Source organism: Mesorhizobium dulcispinae, from assembly GCF_033977345.1.
Taxonomy (GTDB): domain Bacteria; phylum Pseudomonadota; class Alphaproteobacteria; order Rhizobiales; family Rhizobiaceae; genus Mesorhizobium; species Mesorhizobium dulcispinae.
This window is the reverse complement of the sequence record NZ_JAVIIY010000006.1, coordinates 227,764-246,274: the sequence shown is the minus strand read 5'-3', so window position 1 is coordinate 246,274 and position 18,511 is coordinate 227,764. Positions and strand designations below refer to the sequence as shown.

12 protein-coding genes are annotated in these 18,511 nt (G+C 65.7%); all 12 read right to left on the bottom strand.

Annotated elements, in window-relative coordinates:
• Nucleotides 1-56 precede the first annotated feature (56 nt).
• Nucleotides 57-3,569 (bottom strand): double-strand break repair helicase AddA, encoded by a 3,513-nt coding sequence (addA, locus tag RFN30_RS15900; RefSeq protein WP_320263033.1) that lies wholly within the window; start codon nucleotides 3,567-3,569, stop codon nucleotides 57-59.
• The gene (addB, locus tag RFN30_RS15895; protein WP_320263032.1) at nucleotides 3,566-6,685 is read right to left on the bottom strand and encodes a double-strand break repair protein AddB; all 3,120 of its coding nucleotides are present in this window, start codon (nucleotides 6,683-6,685) and stop codon (nucleotides 3,566-3,568) included. The genes addA and addB overlap by 4 nt, the downstream gene beginning before the upstream one ends.
• A complete protein-coding gene (locus tag RFN30_RS15890) occupies nucleotides 6,682-7,404 on the bottom strand; it encodes a nucleotidyltransferase family protein (protein WP_320263031.1) in 723 nt (240 codons plus the stop codon). Before RFN30_RS15890 ends, addB begins: the two co-directional genes overlap by 4 nt.
• Nucleotides 7,401-8,912 (bottom strand): tRNA (adenosine(37)-N6)-threonylcarbamoyltransferase complex ATPase subunit type 1 TsaE, encoded by a 1,512-nt coding sequence (tsaE, locus tag RFN30_RS15885; protein WP_320263030.1) that lies wholly within the window; start codon nucleotides 8,910-8,912, stop codon nucleotides 7,401-7,403. The genes RFN30_RS15890 and tsaE overlap by 4 nt, the downstream gene beginning before the upstream one ends.
• Nucleotides 8,913-8,918: 6 nt before the next feature.
• The gene (locus tag RFN30_RS15880) at nucleotides 8,919-11,486 is read right to left on the bottom strand and encodes a sensor histidine kinase (RefSeq protein ID WP_320263029.1); all 2,568 of its coding nucleotides are present in this window, start codon (nucleotides 11,484-11,486) and stop codon (nucleotides 8,919-8,921) included.
• A 188-nt stretch (nucleotides 11,487-11,674) separates the two neighbouring features.
• Nucleotides 11,675-13,075 (bottom strand): adenosylhomocysteinase, encoded by a 1,401-nt coding sequence (gene ahcY, locus RFN30_RS15875; protein ID WP_320263028.1) that lies wholly within the window; start codon nucleotides 13,073-13,075, stop codon nucleotides 11,675-11,677.
• Nucleotides 13,076-13,440: 365 nt separating this feature from the next.
• Nucleotides 13,441-13,929: a hypothetical protein gene (locus RFN30_RS15870; protein ID WP_320263027.1), complete on the bottom strand. Its 489-nt coding sequence runs from the start codon at nucleotides 13,927-13,929 to the stop codon at nucleotides 13,441-13,443.
• Nucleotides 13,930-14,204: 275 nt separating this feature from the next.
• Nucleotides 14,205-14,501 carry an HPr family phosphocarrier protein gene (locus RFN30_RS15865; RefSeq protein WP_067323867.1) on the bottom strand — a complete coding sequence of 99 codons (297 nt, stop codon included), beginning with the start codon at nucleotides 14,499-14,501 and terminating at the stop codon, nucleotides 14,205-14,207.
• Nucleotides 14,498-14,899, bottom strand: coding sequence for a PTS sugar transporter subunit IIA (locus RFN30_RS15860; protein ID WP_320263026.1), 402 nt, complete (start codon nucleotides 14,897-14,899; stop codon nucleotides 14,498-14,500). Before RFN30_RS15860 ends, RFN30_RS15865 begins: the two co-directional genes overlap by 4 nt.
• A 164-nt stretch (nucleotides 14,900-15,063) precedes the next feature.
• Nucleotides 15,064-15,525, bottom strand: coding sequence for an HPr kinase/phosphorylase (locus RFN30_RS15855; protein WP_320263025.1), 462 nt, complete (start codon nucleotides 15,523-15,525; stop codon nucleotides 15,064-15,066).
• A gap of 35 nt (nucleotides 15,526-15,560) precedes the next feature.
• Nucleotides 15,561-17,345 (bottom strand): sensor histidine kinase, encoded by a 1,785-nt coding sequence (locus tag RFN30_RS15850; RefSeq protein ID WP_320263024.1) that lies wholly within the window; start codon nucleotides 17,343-17,345, stop codon nucleotides 15,561-15,563.
• Nucleotides 17,346-17,491: 146 nt separating this feature from the next.
• Nucleotides 17,492-18,193: a response regulator transcription factor gene (locus RFN30_RS15845; RefSeq protein ID WP_006201274.1), complete on the bottom strand. Its 702-nt coding sequence runs from the start codon at nucleotides 18,191-18,193 to the stop codon at nucleotides 17,492-17,494.
• Nucleotides 18,194-18,511: the final 318 nt, after the last annotated feature.

The following is an 18,511-nucleotide window of genomic DNA, read 5'->3' as shown; positions in this document are numbered from 1 at the left end:
CTCGGGGTTGCACCAAATGTGGTGGTTGTGGCGGCGATGTTCAAGCAGTTCTTGTGTCACGCAACCGTGAGTCGGGCAAGGGCATCGTCCATGGCCTTTGCCGGGAGCTCGATCAGAAGCGGCGCCTCGGTGAAGAGCAGCGCGGCCGTTACCCCGCGGCCCGGATAGAGCGGTTCGAGCAGGGCGCGGTAGAGCGCAAGCTGCAGGACATAGGCCGGCGGCACTTCGGCCAGGCTCGCCGGCGCCGGCCGGTTGGTCTTGTAGTCGACGATCGATACTTTATCCGGCGTGACGGCCAGTCGGTCGATCTTGCCGGAGATGGAGCGCAGCTTGCCCTTCACCTCCAGGCTGCCCATGACTGCGACTTCCGCCCGCGAGGACGGCGAGAACAGCGCCCCGAAGCGGCTGTCGGACAGGATCGAAAGCACCGCTTCCAGCGCCTTGTCGCGCTCGCCCGCCGGCCAATCGGCGCCGGCGCGCGCCAGATAGCGTTCCGCTGCGCTCCGCCTTTCATCCTCGGCGATGCCGGGCAGCATCTGCAGCAATTTGTGCAGGGCCAGTCCGCGCATCACGGCAAAGCCCGGCTCGGCCGCGGCGTCGAGCACCGGCGAGCGTGTGTCGGGCAAGCTTTCCGTCGCTTCGTCGATCAGCGCCGAGGCGCCGGAGGGCGACAGCGGTCGCGGCAGCTCCTCATAGGGCGGCAGCGGCTGGAACAGGCCGTCCGGCAGCGGCGCCGCGTGGTCGAATGGCATTGTCTCGTCGGCTCGCGCCAGAGCCACCGGCGGCAGCTTGGTCATGTGGAAGCGATGCACCGCCACCTCGGCCGTTGCCGGGTGCCGGCGCTCCGCGCTTTCGGGCGCGCCGAGCAGCGCCCGGCTGACGATTGAGTGCCAGGTGCCGGTGCTGGGCGCCCGCTTGCCATGATAGCCGCAGACGATCAGCCGGTCCTCGGCCCGCGTCATGCCGACATAGAGCAGCCGCCGGTATTCGTCGTCGGCCAACTCGCGCGCTCGCGCCGAAGCCGCCCGCGAAACGCCATTGGCAACGTCGCTGGCCGAGCGCCAGAGGTAGCCCTTGCCCTTCCACTCAGCGCCCGAACCTTCGAACGCCATCAGCCGCGGCAGATGCTGGTCGCTGAACGGCGCCGAGCCGCCGTCGACGAGGAAAACGACCGGCGCTTCGAGGCCCTTGGCGGCATGCACGGTCATGACGCGCACTTCGTCGCGGGTCTGGTCCATCTCGCGCTTGATCTCGGGGCCGCTGTTTTCGAGCGTAGAGAGAAAGGATTCCATCCCCGGCAGGCCGGTGCGTTCCTCGGCCAGGCAGAAGCTCAGGAATTCGTCGAGGATGTCGCCGGCTTCCGGCCCGAGCCGGGCCGTCATCTTGCGCCGCAGGCCATCGCGCGCCAGCGCGGCGGCATAGAACTCGAACACCGGCTTGAAGGCGACCTCGCTCGCCCAGGCGTCGAGCCGGCTAACGACCGCGGCGAGGGCCACATCGCCGGCCGCATGCTGCCTCAGCGAGGCGATCAGCGACTGGCCTTTCGGCCGCTCGCCGGCGAGCGTCAGCAGCGTCTCCTCGGAGACCTCGAAAATCGGGCTGCGCAGCACGGCGGCCAGAGACAGGTCGTCCTCCGGCTGGATCAGAAAATGGCCGAGCGCGATCAGGTCCTGCACGGCGATATGGCCTGGCAGGCTGAGCCTGTCGGCGCCGGCAACCGGGATCTGCCGGTTCTTGAGGCTGCGCGACAGCGCATGGACAAAACGGTCGCGCTTGCGCACCAGGACAAGAATGTCGCCGGCGGTCAGCTTCCGGCCCTTGCCTTCGATAACCTCGCCATTCCTTAGCCAGTTCTGGATGGTTGTCGCCACATGCTCGGCCACGCGCACAGCCGGCGCGCTGGCATGGTTGACCGGCAAGGTCCAGTCGTCCGGCTCCTCGACCATCTCGGCGCCGATCGAGGGCCACACTTCGACATAGCCGGGCGCATCGGTGCGAATCGCCTTGTGGCTCAGCGGATCGGGATCGTGGCTGATGCCGCGCCGCACGCCTGGCTCGGCGAAGACGCGGTCGACGGCGGCCAGCACGTCGTCGCTCGAGCGGAACGACCAGGTGAGTTTCAGGTCGGCGAAGGAGGCTTCAGCGTTGCGGACGCGCCCGGCAAACAAAAGCCGGCTTTCGGCAAAGGAATCCGGCGCCGCGCCCTGGAAGGAATAGATCGATTGTTTCTCGTCGCCGACGGCGAACACCGTGCGCCGCACCGCCTCGCGCTGGCCGAGGCCGGCAAAGAACTCTTCCGTCAGCTTCTTCACCACCTCCCATTGGTCGGGACTGGTGTCCTGCGCCTCGTCGAGCAGGATATGGTCGATGCCCTGATCGAGCTTGAACTGCACCCAGGGGCCGGCATCGGGTCGCGACAGCAGGCTGACCGTGCGGGTGATCAGGTCGTTGAAGTCGAGGAAGCCGCGGCTTCGCTTCAGCTGCTCGTAGCGGGCGATCAGCCAGCCGGCGACGGTGAGCGCTGCCGCTGTCCCCTCCAGCATGCGGAACAGCGCCAGCCGGTCCGACACGTCGAGGATCGCCTTGGCCGCCGCGAGATAACGCTCGGGAAGGTCGGGCAGCCGATCGACCAGGGCCTTCTTAAAGACTTTGGGCGGGTCGTAGGGGTCGCCGTCGGAGCGCAGGAACGCCTTGGCAAGCAGTCGCAGCCGCCGGATCGGATCGGCCTCGGCAAAGGCGATCTGCGCGTAAGGCAGTACATTGTTCAGCACCTGCCGGGCGTCGGCCGCTTCCGCCGCGCGCGCGAACTCGGCGAACTGGCCGGGCGCGAAGCCCGGCAGCGGCCAGACGGAGGCGGCGATATTCTCGCCCGTCTGTCCCAGCCCGAAGCCGAACTCGGCAAAGAGCGCCCGGAAATCCCGGCCCTTGCCGATCTTGGCGATGAAGCCGTGCAACTCGTCGCGCTTGCTCACAATCTCCGACAGCAATGTGTCGAGCCCGAACTCGCCGCCACGCTCCAGCACCGTGGCGAACGCCTCCGCCAGGCCTTCGACGCCGGCGCCTGCGCCCGAGATCATGTCGCGGCGGGCGTCTGCAAACAGCGAGGCCTCCATTTGCGGATCGAGCATCTCGAAATGCGCGGGGATGTTGGCCTCCAGCGGGAACTGGTGCAGCACCGATTCGCAAAAGGCGTGGATGGTCTGGATCTTCAGGCCGCCCGGCGTCTCCAGCGCCTCGGCGAACAGCCGGCGCGCACGCCGCATCGTGTCGCGGTCGGCACCGCGCCCGTCGAGCGCCGCAATCCGCGACGCCAGTTCGGCATCGGGAAGCGCGGTCCATTCCGACAGCGTCGAGAACACGCGGTTCGACATGTTGGCGGCGGCGGCGCGCGTATAAGTCAGACACAGGATCTTCGATGGATCGGTGCCGTTGAGCAGAAGCCGGATCACGCGCTGCGCCAGCACATGCGTCTTGCCCGAGCCGGCATTGGCCGACACCCAGGCGGAATTTTGCGGGTCGGAGGCGCGCGCCTGGCTGGCGGCGGTATCGGAGGGGATCGGATATTTCATCCTTCCGCCTCGTCCTCGCTTGCGCCGCCCGCCGACCATTCGAGCACGCGGGCGAGATGGTCGTAGTCGCCATCGGCCTCGCCCTCGCGGAACGGCAGCGCGCGCGACAGATAGCCGGTCGTAGGGTCGGCATAGTGGAAGAGCAGCCTTTCCAGCCGCGCCCAGGCCTCCTCGGCAAGCTCGTTGGCGGTCTTCGGCTTGCGGTTGTATTCGAGGATCGATTCCTCGAACACCTCGCCATTCGGCTTCAGCCGCACGAAGGCAAGCTGCGACGGTTCACAAATGCCGAGATCCTTGAAGGCGCCGCGCCTGAGCAGCGCGCCTTCGAGCGCCAGCTGCGGCGACAACAGCGTGTGCGCTTGCGCCTTCGAGGGCGAGGAACCGGTCTTGTAGTCGAGGATGTCGGCCATGCCGCCGGCGAGCAGGTCGACACGGTCGGCATAGCCGGAGAGCGTGACGCCGGTGCGGCCGACGACGGTCTTCTCGGCGCGCTCCTCGGCATGGCGCCTGGCGACCGCCTCGGCGCGGGTATGCTCCCATTCGATGATATTGGCGGCGAGTTTCTCGAAGCGCGGCCACCACACCGCTTCGATATCGGGCGGAAGCGCTGCACCGGCAAATGCGATGCGGCCGGCTTCGATGAGGCTCGCGAGTGCGCCAGGCGCCCTGGGATCCTCCACCCGCCGCGAGAACAAATGTAGGATTTCGTGGAACAGCGTGCCGCGCTCGGCGGCACCGGGATCGCGGATCACCGGGTCGAGCGGCATCAGGCCGAGGATGCGCCGGGCATAGATCGCATAGGGGTCGCGGCGCAGCGTCTCGATCTCGGTGACCGAGAAATGCTGTGGCCGCAGGCGCAGCGGCGGCTTCGGCTGCGGGCGGGCCGCGAAATCCTTCCTTTCGCCGGCGTCGAGCGCCCGCGCCCAGGCAAGCAGCGCGTCACCGCGCCGGCTAAGTATTGTCGCCTGGTCCTTGCCGATGAAGGTGAGGATGCGCTGCAGCCAGCGCGAAGGCACTGCGGGCGCGTCGCCCGATCGCGCCGAACGCGTCAGCACCACCGTTTCAGTGCCCATCGCCATCTGGAAATCATGGGCGGCAAGGCCGATGCGCCGCTCGGGCGGTTCGAGGTCGATGCCGGTCTTCATCAGCCGCGACATGAAGCGGTCGCTCTCGGGCTTGCGCGGCCACACGCCTTCATTGAGCCCGCCGATGACGAGCGTGTCGACGCTCTGCAGCCGCGCTTCCAGCGCGCCCCAGATGGCAATGTTGCGGTCGGTGCCTTGCGCCGGCTTGACCGTTTCCGGCGCGATCAGCGCCTCCACCACGTCGGGCCATTCGCTGGCGGCGAAGGCGAAGGGCGAGGACGCGGCGACCAGTCCGCGCAGCAGCTCGGCAAGCTTTTCACCGGCATCGCCGGCATAGAATTCGGTCACACTGCCGTCGGCCGCGCGGCCAAGGCCTTCCAGCGCCACGACGCTCGCCCGCGTCAGCGTCGCGATGTCGGCACGCTGCTCGCCGCGCATAGCCGTGAGCGGCGAGAGCGCGTCGGTGAGACGGCTAAGCACGTCCCGCGCCTGCTCGATGCCACGCACGGTAAGGCGCGGGAACCAGAAGGGTTGACGGCTGTCGCCACTAAGGCCCGCGAGCCGCACCTCGAACAGCTCACCCAGCGAGGCGATATCCGGTCGGCCGGTGCCACCGCGCAAGGCAACCAGCTCGATCAATTCGGCCGCCTTGCGAACGACCTGGCGTTCAAGGCCGAGACCAAGCAGCGGATGCTTGAGCAGCGACACCAAGCCCACCGGATCGCCCGGCCGGAACGCGGCGCTCAGCGCCAGCCTGAGCAGGCTTGCTGCCGGTGTGTTCCTTAGCGGTGCGCCGCCTGAATCGTCGGCGACGACCCCGAAGCGCAACAGCTCGGCCGAAACCCGCCGTGCCAGGGCGCGGTCGCCGGTGACGAGCGCCGCGCGCTTGCCCGGCGTTTCCACCGCGCGCTTCAGCGCAATCGCGATCGCCGCCGCCTCGTCGCGCTCATTGGCCGCTTCCACCAGCGTCACGCCGGCCAGCGCCTGCTCGAGATCGTTGATCGAGAAATGTGGCCGCGTCTCCGTCCAGCGCTCGGTGGTTTCGGCCGGCCGCAATGCCTCGCCGACAAGCGCGGCGCGCAGCGCGAGCGGCCTCGACGCCGCGCCGACCTCCTCGACGTCGCGGCGCTCGATGCCGATGCCGCCGATCAGCTTCGCTAGGCCGTATTGCGGGTGGCCGAGCGTGGCTGGCCGCGCACCGGGCGCCGTTATTGCCGCAAAGGACGTGTCATCCAGCTCTCGATCGAGCCCGGGCAGCACAACGGCGCCGTCGGGCAGGCCGGCGATCACGGCGAGCAATTCGGCGGTCGCGGGAATGGAGCCGGTCGAACCAGCGGCGATCACCGGTCCGGTCGGCGGATTGCGCTTCAGCCGCGCCGCCTCCAGCCGGATCAGCGCGCTGCGGTGCGCGGAAGGATTGGAGCGATTGCGTTCCTCAAGCAGTTGCGGCCAGTTGTCGGTGACGATGCCGAGGAAATCGAGGGTCACTTGCCACCAGCCGGCGAGGTTGCCGGTGACCAGCGTGGCGAGCTTGGCCCAGTCCGTGCCTTCGGTCTCGATCTCGTCCATGAGCCGGGCTAGGTCGCGCGCCAGCCAGATGGCATCGGCGGCCGAGGTCGGCACCACGAATTCCTCGTTGAATCGAGCCCTGACATGCGCCGGCAGGCTCTCCTTCCAGGCGCGCACCAAAGGCGCGAGCAGCAGCAGCCGCTCCTGCGCGGCGATCGGCGGCGCGAGGTCGATTGCCGGTGCCGCCTGGGCGTCGAAGGCGGCCTCGTCCTCGTCGAATTCGCCGAGCGGCCGCACCGTCGGCAGGATGGCAGAGCGCTTGCCGAGGATGTCGACGAAAGCGCCGCGCAGAGCACGCGCCGCGCGCCGCGTCGGCACGTAGATCGCGGCGTCCGCCAGCGCCAGCGGGTCGCCGTCGAAGCGGAAGCTCGGGATCAGGCGGCCGTCGAGCAACGCCTCCGCCAGCGTCGGCAGGAACGGCGCTCCGGGTGGGATGGAAAAGACGCGGCGCGAGCCGCTCATACCGCTTTCGCTAGGGCGCCGGCGACCGCCGCCTCGGCGGCCGGAATGGCATCGGGCGTGCCGACGGTGATCCAGTGGCCTTGCATCTTCATGCCGAACAGGCGGCCCGCGGCGATCGCCTTGTCGAAATAGATATTGAGCGAATGCGAACCCGTCGGAGCGTCCTTGAAAATGCGCGGATGGACGATGGCGGCACCGGCATAGATGAGACCGGCCGGATCGCCTTTGGAACGTCGCAAGGCGCCGTCCGGCGCCACGAAGAAATCGGTGCCGACGCAGTGTCCGGTCGCTGACTCGAGATCGGTGAGCATCAGCAGAATATCCATTCTGGCGGCGTCCCATGCAAGGGCAAGGCGCTCGAGGCTGGGTTTGCCGCTGTCGATCCAGAAGGTGTCGGCATTGATGATGTAGAAGGGCTCGCTGCCCAGGAGCGGCAGCGCCTTGACGATGCCGCCCGCCGAGTCCAGCAAGGCCTCGCTCTCGTCGGAAATGACGATCTTCGGCGCTTTGCGGGCAGCGACATGGGCGATGATCTGCTCAGGCAGGTAGTGGACATTGACAACCGCCTTGCTGACGCCGGCAGCTTCCAGGCCGTCCAGTCCCCAGTCGAGCAAGGTCTTGCCGGCGATCTTCACCAGCGGCTTCGGTATCGTGTCGGTTATCGGCCGCATGCGCTTGCCGAGGCCGGCCGCAAGCACCATCGCGGTCGTCGGCTTCATGGCGAACGTTCCTCGAGCAGGCCGTGGGCCATGTAAAATTCCTTCAAATGGCCAAGCGCCGGATGCGCCAGCGCCCGCCTCAGATAGTCGCGGATGCGCGGCAGGTGTTTTAGATAGTAAGGCTTGCCGTCGCGCTTTTCGAGCCGCACGAAGATGCCGAGGATCTTCGAATTGCGCTGCGCCGCCATGATCGCATAGGCCTCGGAGAAACCGGCCTCGTCGAAGGCGCCGGCCGAGCGCCGGGCCGCGACATAGGCCGCGACCGTCCGCCGCTCGATCTCGGGCGAAACGGTGACGCGAGCGTCCATTGCAAGCGAGGCGACGTCATAGGCGGCCGGGCCGATCAGCGCGTCCTGGACGTCGACGATGCCGAGCCGGTCGAGGCCGGAGCGTTCCGCGCGCCAGATGATGTTGGGTGAATGGAAGTCGCGCAGCATCAGCGTGTATTCGCGGGCTGCGAGCCGGTCGAGTAAGGCATCCCATTCCTTGTGGTAGCCGGCTCGCAATGCATCGCTTGCCGGCTTGCCTGAAATCCACGGCACATACCAGTCGACCAGAAGGTCTGCCTCGATCAGCATGGCGTCGCGGTCGAAGGGCGGCACGTCGTGGAACACGCCTGGTGCTGCCTCCATTCTGTCTGGCCAGGTCTTTCCGTGCATCATGGCAAGCAGTTCCGCCGCCGCTTCATAGCGTTCGGCGATGGGCTCACCGTCGCTGCCGAGAAAACCTTCCGAGCCGAGATGTTCGAGCAGCAGGAAACCCTGGTCGAGATCCTGGGCGTGGATCACCGGCACGCTGACACCGGCGGCAAGCAGCGCGCGGTCGATGGCGACGAAGGCGGTGACGGATTGCGCCGTGTGGGCGATCACCGCGTAGGACTTGCCGTCGCGCACCGGCGGCCCGAGCACGAGGCGCGGCGAGTTCATCAGCACCCTCGGGGCCTGGCCGGGTAGCGAGACGATTTCGTAGGAGCGGGCGGAAGCATCGCCGACGAAATGACGGCGGCTCGCCTCGCCCCAGCCGGCGGAGGCCAGGAAATCGCGCATCGCCAGCGAGCGCGCCGCGCGCTCGAAGGCGGCTCCCTTCCCGGAGATCCTTGCCGACCGGCCAGCGTCCTGCTCGGCAAGCTCGACCTCGAGCGCATTGGCCGGCAGCTGGTCCCCGGCCCGTTCCGGCCATTCGATCAGCACCGCGCCCTGCGCCAGCGCGTCGTCGAGGCCGAGCTCGTCAAGCTCGTCCGGCGAGGCGAGGCGGTAGAGGTCGAAATGATGGACCGGTATCCGCGTCTCGTAGCTCTGCACCAGCGTGAAGGTCGGGCTAGGCACTTCGAGGCCGGCATCGTCGGCAAGCGCCCGGATGAGCGCGCGGGCCAGCGTCGACTTGCCGGCGCCAAGATCGCCTTTGAGCGCGATAGCGTCGCCCGCACGCAGCGCCATGGCGAGGTCTTCGCCAAGCCTTGCCGTCGCCGCCTCGTCGGCGAGAAAACGTTCCAATACCGTCTCTGCCAAAGCGCGTTACTCGGCCGCTTCGCGGATGCCGCCGGAGGGCGTGTCCGGGAAGGTGCAGATCACCGTCGTGCCCTTGTCAATGCCGGTCTCGATGCGCACCGTTCCGCCATGCAATTCGACGAAGCTCTTGACGATCGACAGCCCCAATCCGGCGCCGCGCCGGCGGCCGCCGTTGGCGCGCGGTTCGAAGCGGCGGAAGACCGATTCCAGCACGTCCGGCGGCATGCCGGGCCCGTCGTCATGGACGGAGAATTCGACCCCTTCGGCGAGCTGACGGCAGGTGAGCGTGATCGTGCTCGCCTCTGGCGCGTAGTTCGCAGCATTGCTCAGGAGATTGTAGAGGATCTGGCGGACACGGATCTCGTCGCCATGGAAGCTCTTTGGCGCCGACGCTGCGTCGACCTGGAGCTTGATCTGGTGCTCCTCCAGCCGGTCGGCAACCAGCTCGGCGGCGGCCGCGATCGTCCTGTCGATGCTCATCTCGGAAATGTCGAGCTGCATGATGCCGGCATCGACCGTCGCCAGATCCAGTATGTCGTTGACGATGGTGAGCAGCACCGAGGACGACGAGCCGACATGCTCGACATATTCGCGCTGCTTCGGCGTCAGCGGTCCGGTGGTGGGCAGCGACAACAGCTCGGTGAAGCCGATGATGTTGGTCAGCGGCGAGCGCAGTTCGTATGAGACGTGCTGCACGAACTCGTTCTTCAACTGGTCGGACTTCTCCAGCGCCTCGTTCCTGTCCTTCAGCGCCCGCTCGACATTGACGGTGTCGGTGACGTCGACAAAGGTCATCATCACTTGCCCGTTGGGCAGGTGGATCACGGCATAGCTCAGCACCGTGCCGTTGACGAGTTCCGTCTGGCCGTGGCGGTCGCGGCGCTCGTCGTCGAAGCCGGTAATGGCGGCGACGAAGCCGCCCCACGGGCTGTCAGCCGCACGCCGGTCGCAAAGATCGCGGATCGCCGAGACATGCACGTTCGGCTTGATCGCGTCCGGCATCAGCCCCCACAGCGCGATGAAGGCGGGGTTGGACAGGCGCAGCCGACCGTCCGGGCCGAACACCGCCACGCCCTCCGCGAGATTGTCCAGGGTCTCGCCCTGCACGCGCACCGCGGTCTGGTAGCGGCTTTCGAGGTCCATCTTCTCGGTCAGGTTCTCGAACACCCAGGTGACGCCGCCCTTGGGCTGCGGGTTGGCCACCACGCGGATCGTCTTGCCGTCCGGCAAGTGCCACCAATGCTCCTGCGATTCGACGGCGCGATAGGCGCCGAGCAGGTTTTCCTTCCAGCGCCGCCATTCCGGCTGCTCGGCGATCTTGCCTTCGCTGCGCAGCCGGTCGAGCAGCAGCGCGTTGGAGGGGGCGCTGTGCAGGAAGCCGCCGTCCAGGCCCCACAGTTTCTGGAATGCCTGGTTGAAGAAGCGCAGGTTTTCGTCCGTATCGAAGATCGCCACGGCCGTGTTGAGCTGGTCCAGCGTGTCGGCATGGCTGCGCACGGTGCGCTCATATTCGGCGCGGATCGTCTCGATGGCGCTGATGTCGCAGGCGAGCCCCGCTGAGCCATCGCCGCTGGCGAAGTCGGTGACCGAAAACATGTGGCGATCGCCCTCGATCACCGTCGACAAAGTCTGCTCGAAGACAGGGCGCGACTTGTGCTGCTCGGCGATCTGCTCGCGCGCCTGTCCGCCGAGGAACTCCTTGGCCTCGCGCACGGCGGCCCCCGCGCTTTCCGCTTCCACCGCCTCGGCATAGGCCCGGTTGACCCATTTCAGCCGCCCGTCGGCGGCGCGCAGCCATGTCGGCATCTTCAGCGCGTCGAGCAGGCCGAGCATGGTATCGTAGTCGGCGCTGAGCCGCTGGTTCTCGATCTTCAGCCGGGCCTGGCTGCGGAGCGTTTCCGACAGCGAGATGAAGCGGACCAGCACATGCATGGCGCTCTTGCGGCCGTGCACTTCGAGCGGCATGCCCGCCTGCGTTTCGATGACCAGGTCGAAAGCCTTCGCCTGGTCGCGGAGCGCTGCTATGGCGTTCTCGAGTGCCGCGGCGGAGCGCGGCATCAGCCAGCGGCCGAAGGCGAGGAAGGCGGACCGCTCGTCCGGCGCGCCGCTTTCGAGCGGCAGGCTACCGATCAGCTCCGGCTTCTTGTTCTCGGAACTCCACACGACAACGCGCTGGTCGCGCAGATTGAGCAGTGCCTCCGAGCGCTGCAGGGCCGCGTTCACATCGGCGATGCGCGCTCTGAGCTGGACATTTTGCGACGCCGTTCGTGCCCGCTCGCGGATCAGGAATATCGCCGAGACGAGCGCCGCCCCCATGACGCCGGCGAACATGGCAAGCTGCATCACCTCGACCGTGCCGACCGCCGGGGCCGCCTTCTGCGCGATGCCGGTATCGGCGCGCGCCGCAAGGCCAAGCAATGGGCCTGCAAGCGTGGAAGCGGCAAGAAGCGTGACGAGGCGGGCGCCGGCGCGCCATCGCAGACTGCCGCCCGTCGCGGCGGAGCCGGTCATGATCGAATCCTCGTGGCCGCCGGAAACGGCCTTTCCCGCGCGTGGCGGGTATTCCCCCGGCATGTCTTGGTCCTCTTCGCCGCTTGAATGCAAGACCGCCCTGAATGCGTCTCCGGCCCATCTGTCCCCGGACCGCGAATCACAACAATAACGCCTGCCGGAATCGGCGTGAAGAATCACGGGCGCAAAAAATAAAGCCGGGCGGAAAGTCAATGCCCGGCTTCAATATATTGTAGATTATTTCGCTTTGGTTAATAGCGGTAGTGTTCCGGCTTGTAGGGGCCCTGCGGCGTCACGCCGATATAAGCGGCTTGCTCGCCCGACAGCTCGGTGAGCTTGGCGCCAAGCTTGTCGAGATGCAGCCGCGCCACCTTCTCGTCGAGGTGCTTGGGCAGCACATAGACCTGGTTCTGGTACTGGCCGTGCTTGGTGAAAAGCTCGATCTGCGCCAGCACCTGGTTGGTGAACGAGGCCGACATGACGAAGCTCGGATGTCCGGTGGCGTTGCCGAGGTTCAGCAGGCGGCCTTCGGACAGAAGGATCATGCGCTTGCCGTCCGGAAAGGTGATCAAGTCCACCTGCGGCTTGACGTTGGTCCATTTCAGGTTGCGCAGCGACGCCACCTGGATCTCGTTGTCGAAGTGGCCGATATTGCCGACGATCACCATGTCCTTCATCGCCCGCATATGGTCGAGCGTGACGACGTCCTTGTTGCCGGTGGTGGTGATGACGATGTCGGCGGTGGGGGCTGCGTCTTCCAGCGTGACCACCTCGAAGCCGTCCATCGCCGCCTGCAGCGCGCAGATCGGGTCGACCTCGGTCACCTTGACGCGGGCGCCGGCGCCGCGCAGCGATGCCGAAGAGCCCTTGCCGACGTCGCCGTAGCCGCAGACCACCGCGACCTTGCCGGCCATCATTGTGTCGGTGCCGCGGCGGATGCCGTCGACCAGCGATTCCTTGCAGCCGTATTTGTTGTCGAATTTCGACTTGGTGACGGAGTCGTTGACGTTGATCGCCGGGAAGGGCAGCAGGCCCTTCTTCTGCAGCTGATAGAGCCGGTTGACGCCGGTGGTCGTCTCCTCGGTCACGCCGCGGATCGCTTCCTTCTGCTTGGTGAAGAAGCCCGGCGAGGCCTTCAGGCGCTTCTTGATCTGGGCGAACAGGATCTCTTCCTCTTCGCTGCCCGGGTTGGACAGCACGTCCTCGCCCGCCTCGGCCCGGGCGCCGAGCAGGATGTACATGGTGGCGTCGCCGCCGTCGTCGAGGATCATGTTGGAGGTGCCGCCATCGGTCCACTGGAAGATCCGGTCGGTGTAGTCCCAATAGTCCTCCAGCGACTCGCCCTTGATGGCGAACACCGGAATGCCGGCCTCGGCGATCGCCGCAGCGGCATGATCCTGCGTCGAGAAGATATTGCAGGAGGCCCAGCGGATATCGGCGCCCAGCGCCTTCAGCGTCTCGATCAGCACCGCCGTCTGGATCGTCATATGCAGCGAGCCGGTGATGCGCGCGCCCTTGAGCGGTTTCTTGTCGCCGAATTCCTCGCGGCAGGCCATCAGGCCCGGCATTTCGGTTTCGGCGATCTCGATCTCCTTGCGGCCCCAGCCGGCAAGCGAGATATCGGCGACCACATAGTCCTTGCTACCCGTCATGGCACTGCTCCGGTGTGATTGTCTTCAAAATCGCGTCGGCGCCTGGACGGCGCATGGAGGGGCGCGAATTGCCGGCCTGACTAGCAGATCGGCCGTCAAACGACAATGGGATATAAAGAAATCTTTATTCGTGCATATCCTCGAAGCAATGCATGTCGCCCGAAAAGGCCGGCGGTTTTGGGATAACGACAGGCATTTGAACAGGGGCCGGCTCGTGCGCGATGAACGGAGACGCGTTTCATATGCCATTCAGCCTCGCGACCGGACCCGCGATCTTAGCCCAGTGGACATGAAGGCCGCAGCAAGAACGCGGGCCGGCGTTTCGCCAAGCCAGGGCGCGGCGCGCAGAGGCCAACCCGTGCTGCCTACTTGGTGACTTCAAACAGGGCCCACATGCCGCTGGCGAAGTGTTTCGGCTGATTGCAGATCAACAGGTACTTTCCCGGTTCCAGGGTCACGGTCAGTGTGCCTGATTTACCCGGGGCGAGGTCGGGGACCTCGCCCCTGTCCTCAGCCTTGCTTTCGTCCACCTTTGCGTCGCTCCCGACATAGGGAAGCGGTTGCGTCGGGTCCTTTAGATGCATGACGATCATCTCATGGACGGTACCCTTCGAGGTGTTGGTGACCTTGAACGATACGGCGCCCGCCGGCGCGCTGGAGCGTGACGCTTTCACTCCCATCGTCGCCTTTGACAGATCGAGGCCGGGAGCTTGGTAGGCCATGCCGGTCTTCATCACCATGCCCGCGCCTTGGTCCCAAAGCTGGACATCTACCACTGTCGCCGCCGACGCTGCGGTCGACCACAAGCCAAGCGCCATCGCCGCCGCAAATGCGGCGCCTCCAAGGAGTGCCATTGGATTCCTCCGATTTTGAGAGCGCCATGCCCTGTCGTTGCCGCTACCTTCAAGCGGCCCTTTGTGGCGAGGCTTGCTCTATTTGAGGGCGTTTCCTACCCTATTCTAAGGACAACGCGTGTTCTGGCCCGGTTAGTCCCGAGCTTCTCTTTCACTTTTTTTGACGCCCACGTCCTCCCGGCATCATAGGCCTGGCCTTGCTGCCATGCTGGATCGTAGAGATCGCGGCCCGCCCATAGGTGCCTCGCTCTGCATAAAAGCCAAAAACCTGGCCTTCAGATTTCCTCGCCGAAGCGCGAGGCGACCAGCTGCTCCAGCGCGTCCATGGCCGGACCGGCTTGCGGGCCCGTGGCGGTGACTCGGATCGAATAGCCGGGGCTTGCCGCCAGCATCATCAGGCCCATGATCGAGGTACCGCCGACCTTCACGCCGTCCTTCTCGACATGGATGGTGGCGTCGAAGCCGCTGGCGACCTGCACGAACTTGGCCGAGGCGCGGGCATGCAGGCCGCGCTGGTTGACGATCGGGAACTCTCGCACCACCTCGTCCTTTTCCGGCGCATGGGCGTTCATTTGCTGCTCAGAAGCTGGCTGGCGACGTTGATGTATTTGCGCCCCGCGGCCTGCGCCTCGTCGAGCGCTGCGGCCATGTTGTCGCCCTTGCGGACCGAGGAGAGCTTGATCAGCATCGGCAGGTTCATGCCGGCGATGACCTCGGTGCGCCCCGAATCCATCACCGAGATGGCAAGGTTGGAAGGCGTGCCGCCGAACATGTCGGTGAGCACGATGACGCCGGCCCCGGTGTCGACGCGCGCCACCGCGTCGACGATGTCGGCGCGTCGCCTCTCCATGTCGTCGTCGGCGCCGATCGCCACCGTTTCGAAATTGTCCTGTGGCCCCACCACATGTTCTACGGCATGCCGGAACTCGGTGGCGAGTTGACCGTGCGTCACGAGCACGAGTCCGATCATTCGTTGGTGGCTCCCGTCATCGCCGCTTCACAGGCGTTTCTTATGGTCGCCGGCCATTGCAGGCGGCGGGAGCGCTATCTTGTCGACGCACGGCCGGTTGACAAGCCCAAAATTGCGACAGCCCGGGCCATTTTGACGCATTGCAGCAAAAAACGCGGACCGGATCATGAAAAAGGCGGTATCGACAGCCGCGCCATCACGGCCGGCAAGGCCGTGGCGGCATTGCGTTCGGCAAGATCGATGCGCGGCACCGGGCAGCCCGCGACCGGCTCGCTGATCTCTTCCTGAAAACGGGCCATCTCCGGCTTCGGAACCAGCCGGACAAGGAGGTCGATCACGCCGCCCGGTTCGAACGGCAGCGGGCGCGGCATGAAGCCCGGCACTTCGGCGAGACCGGCGATGGCGGCCGGCGCGCGGCAGACCAGCCGCCCGCCATGCGCGGCGGCAAGCAGCCTGTCGTCGCCGATCAGCCGCGAAAACAGCCCGCGGATCCGGCAATGATCGATGAGCGTCAGCGCCAGCGTCGTCTTGCCGGCGCCGGACGGCCCGGTGATGAGGACGCCGCGGTCGCCGACGAGGATCGCCGTTCCGTGGATGTTTTCAGGCTTCGCCGCAGGGTCGGGCATTGATCGTGTCCTGGTATCGTGTCTGGGACCGCAGATCAGCCTTCGGCCGGCAGCGTCACCACGAAACGCGCGCCCTTGATCTCGCCAGGCTTGGTGCCGGGGATGTTTTCCGCCGTCAGCGTGCCGCCATGCGCTTCGACGATCTGGCGGCTGATCGACAGGCCCAGCCCGGAATTCTGGCCAAAGGCCTCGCCGGCGGGCCGGTCGGTATAGAAGCGCTCGAAGATGCGGTCGATCTTCTCGGCCCTGATGCCCGGGCCATTGTCGTCGACGGTGACGATGTTGAACTTGCCCGCGCGAGCCAGTGATATCGCTATGTGGCCGTGTTCCTCGGGAACGAAGGAACGCGCGTTCTCGATCAGGTTGGTGATGACCTGGCCGATCCTGAGGTCATGGCCGACGACGACATAGCCTTTGACGCCTTGCGGGAGCTTGGCGACCTTGAGCTCGATCTCGACCGTCTTCTTGTTGCGCGTCGTCTCGCGCGAGACTGCGACGAGATCGGTGATGAACTTCTTCAGATCGACCGTCGAGGCGTCCTCGCGCGCCAATTCGGCGTCGAGACGCGACGCATCGGAAATGTCGGTGATCAGCCGGTCGAGCCGCTTCACGTCATGCTGGATGATCTCCATCAGACGGGCGCGCGAGGTGTCGTTCTTGGCCAGCGGCAGCGTTTCCACCGCGCTGCGCAGCGAGGTCAGCGGGTTCTTGAGCTCGTGCGAGACATCGGCGGCAAAGCTTTCGATCGCTTCGATGCGCGCATAGAGCGCGTTGGTCATGTCGCGCACCGCGATCGACAGATTGCCTATCTCGTCCTGACGGTCGGAGAAGTCCGGGATCTCCTCGCGGTTCTTGACGCCGCGCCGCACCCTGACGGCGGCGGCCGACAGCCGCCGCAGCGGATTGGCGATGGTGGAGGCCAAAAGCAGCGACAGGATCGCGGTGACGAGCGCCGCGATGCCGAACACGCGCAGGATCGCCTTGCGCTCGGCCGCGACGATCTTGTCGATGTCGCCGCCTTCGGTGGACAGCATCAAGACGCCGAGCACGGCGCGGAAGCGCTGGATCGGCACCGCCACCGACACGATCTGCTCGCCCTGCTCGCTCACCCGCACGATGGTCGAGGGGCCGCCGGTCAGCGCCTTGACCACTTCGGGGAAGGCCGCGCCGTTGCCGCCGGGCTGCTCGTGATAGACGGGCAGGTCCTTGTTGCGGAAGAAGTCGAAGACGAATTTCTCGACGCGCTCCAAAAGATCCGGCTGCTCGTCGTCGACCGGCGGCAGGTCGTAGCGCAGGATCTGGCCGCGCGAATAGAGATGTCGCGAATCAAGCAGCAGGTTCGCGTCGCGGTCATAGATGCGGGCGCGCGTGCGGGTCGGCGAGATCAGCCTTCTCAACACCGGCGCCACGCGTTCGGGATTGATCGGGAAGTCGAGGTTGTCGAGCTGGTCGGAACCCGGCCCCAGGCTTTCGCCGGCCTGCAGCTCGAGCAGCTTTTCCGGATCGATGCTGATCGAGTCGGTCTCGACCGTCGCCGAGGCCGCGATGGCGCCGGCAATGATCTCGCCTTGCGTCATCAGGCTTTCGACGCGGGCGTCGATCAGCCCGTCGCGGAAGGTGTTGAGATAGAGGATGCCGGTGACCAGCACGGCAAGGCCGGCCAGGTTGAGGAACAGGATGCGCCGCGTCAGGCTGGAGAAGATGTGGTGGCCGAGAAACCGGCGCATCGGCACGGTGATCTTCGACAGGAACGCGGGCACGATCCGCGACGGGCGCTTTGCCGCGCCCGCCCGCCTGCCTCGCTCTACTTCCACTGCCATCAACTAGCAGTCCCTGGTTAAATTAGTGAGTAGTGAGTAGGCAGTAGGGAATAGAGAAATGATTGGCTGAGACCGCGGCTAGCATGAGTGGCCGCTAGCGCCATTCAAAACTGACTACCGACTATTCCCTACTGCCTACTGCCTATTCATGCTTCGCGGAACCGGTACCCGACTCCGTAAAGGGTTTCGATCATCTCGAAGTCGTCGTCGACAGCCTTGAACTTCTTGCGCAGCCGCTTGATATGGCTGTCGATGGTGCGGTCGTCGACATAGACCTGCTCATCATAGGCCGAATCCATCAGCGCATCACGGCTTTTTACCACACCGGGGCGCTGCGCCAGCGAATGCAGGATCAGGAACTCGGTCACCGTCAGCGTCACCGGCTCGCCCTTCCAGGTGCAGGTGTGCCGCTCCTGGTCCATCACCAGCTGGCCGCGCTCGAGCGAGCGCGCCTGCTGGCTGGGTGCCTTGGCGGCCGCTTCGCGGGCGCTGGTGCGACGCAGTACCGCGCGCACCCGCTCGACCAGCAGGCGCTGCGAGAACGGTTTGCGGATGAAGTCGTCGGCGCCCATCTTGAGACCGAACAATTCGTCGATCTCGTCGTCCTTCGAGGTCAGGAAGATCACTGGCAGGTCAGATTTCTGGCGCATCCGGCGCAACAGCTCCATGCCGTCCATGCGCGGCATCTTGATGTCGAGTATGGCAAGGTTCGGCGGGCGAGCCGCCAGGCCTTCCAGCGCCGACGCACCATCCGTGTAGGTTTCGACGCGGTAGCCCTCGGATTCGAGCGCGATCGAGACCGAAGTCAGAATGTTGCGGTCGTCATCGACAAGCGCGATAGTTGCCATTTCAAGCGGCTCCCTCATGAGCTGTCCCTTCTGTCGTCGAGAAGGGGCTTTTGTGGACAAATTGGGTACAAAATGTGGCATGGCCCCTCTCCGAAGTCACGGGCGGCCTGCCGCTACATTCGATCGCACCCGACTCGGGGATTGGACGGACGAAGCCTGCCAATCCTTTGGGCAACCTCTGTGAGTTTTTGCACATTTAAACGATTTAAACAACTTTCAAATTTTTTAAATCGATTAATGATTTGATATCATTCGCCTTTTCTGGTTCTGAGCCTACCTAGCCCCTTGCGCGTTCCGGCAATTCACCGGTCAGACGCA

Bases quoted from the DNA above. Each gene is read 5' to 3' on its own strand.
- RFN30_RS15845 (WP_006201274.1), bottom strand. From the start codon at position 18,193: ATGGCAACTATCGCGCTTGTCGATGACGACCGCAACATTCTGACTTCG.
- RFN30_RS15865 (WP_067323867.1), bottom strand. From the start codon at position 14,501: ATGAACGCCCATGCGCCGGAAAAGGACGAGGTGGTGCGAGAGTTCCCG.
- RFN30_RS15850 (WP_320263024.1), bottom strand. From the start codon at position 17,345: ATGGCAGTGGAAGTAGAGCGAGGCAGGCGGGCGGGCGCGGCAAAGCGC.
- RFN30_RS15870 (WP_320263027.1), bottom strand. From the start codon at position 13,929: ATGGCACTCCTTGGAGGCGCCGCATTTGCGGCGGCGATGGCGCTTGGC.
- addA (WP_320263033.1), bottom strand. From the start codon at position 3,569: ATGAAATATCCGATCCCCTCCGATACCGCCGCCAGCCAGGCGCGCGCC.
- ahcY (WP_320263028.1), bottom strand. From the start codon at position 13,075: ATGACGGGTAGCAAGGACTATGTGGTCGCCGATATCTCGCTTGCCGGC.
- addB (WP_320263032.1), bottom strand. From the start codon at position 6,685: ATGAGCGGCTCGCGCCGCGTCTTTTCCATCCCACCCGGAGCGCCGTTC.
- RFN30_RS15880 (WP_320263029.1), bottom strand. From the start codon at position 11,486: ATGCCGGGGGAATACCCGCCACGCGCGGGAAAGGCCGTTTCCGGCGGC.
- RFN30_RS15890 (WP_320263031.1), bottom strand. From the start codon at position 7,404: ATGAAGCCGACGACCGCGATGGTGCTTGCGGCCGGCCTCGGCAAGCGC.
- RFN30_RS15855 (WP_320263025.1), bottom strand. From the start codon at position 15,525: ATGCCCGACCCTGCGGCGAAGCCTGAAAACATCCACGGAACGGCGATC.
- RFN30_RS15860 (WP_320263026.1), bottom strand. From the start codon at position 14,899: ATGATCGGACTCGTGCTCGTGACGCACGGTCAACTCGCCACCGAGTTC.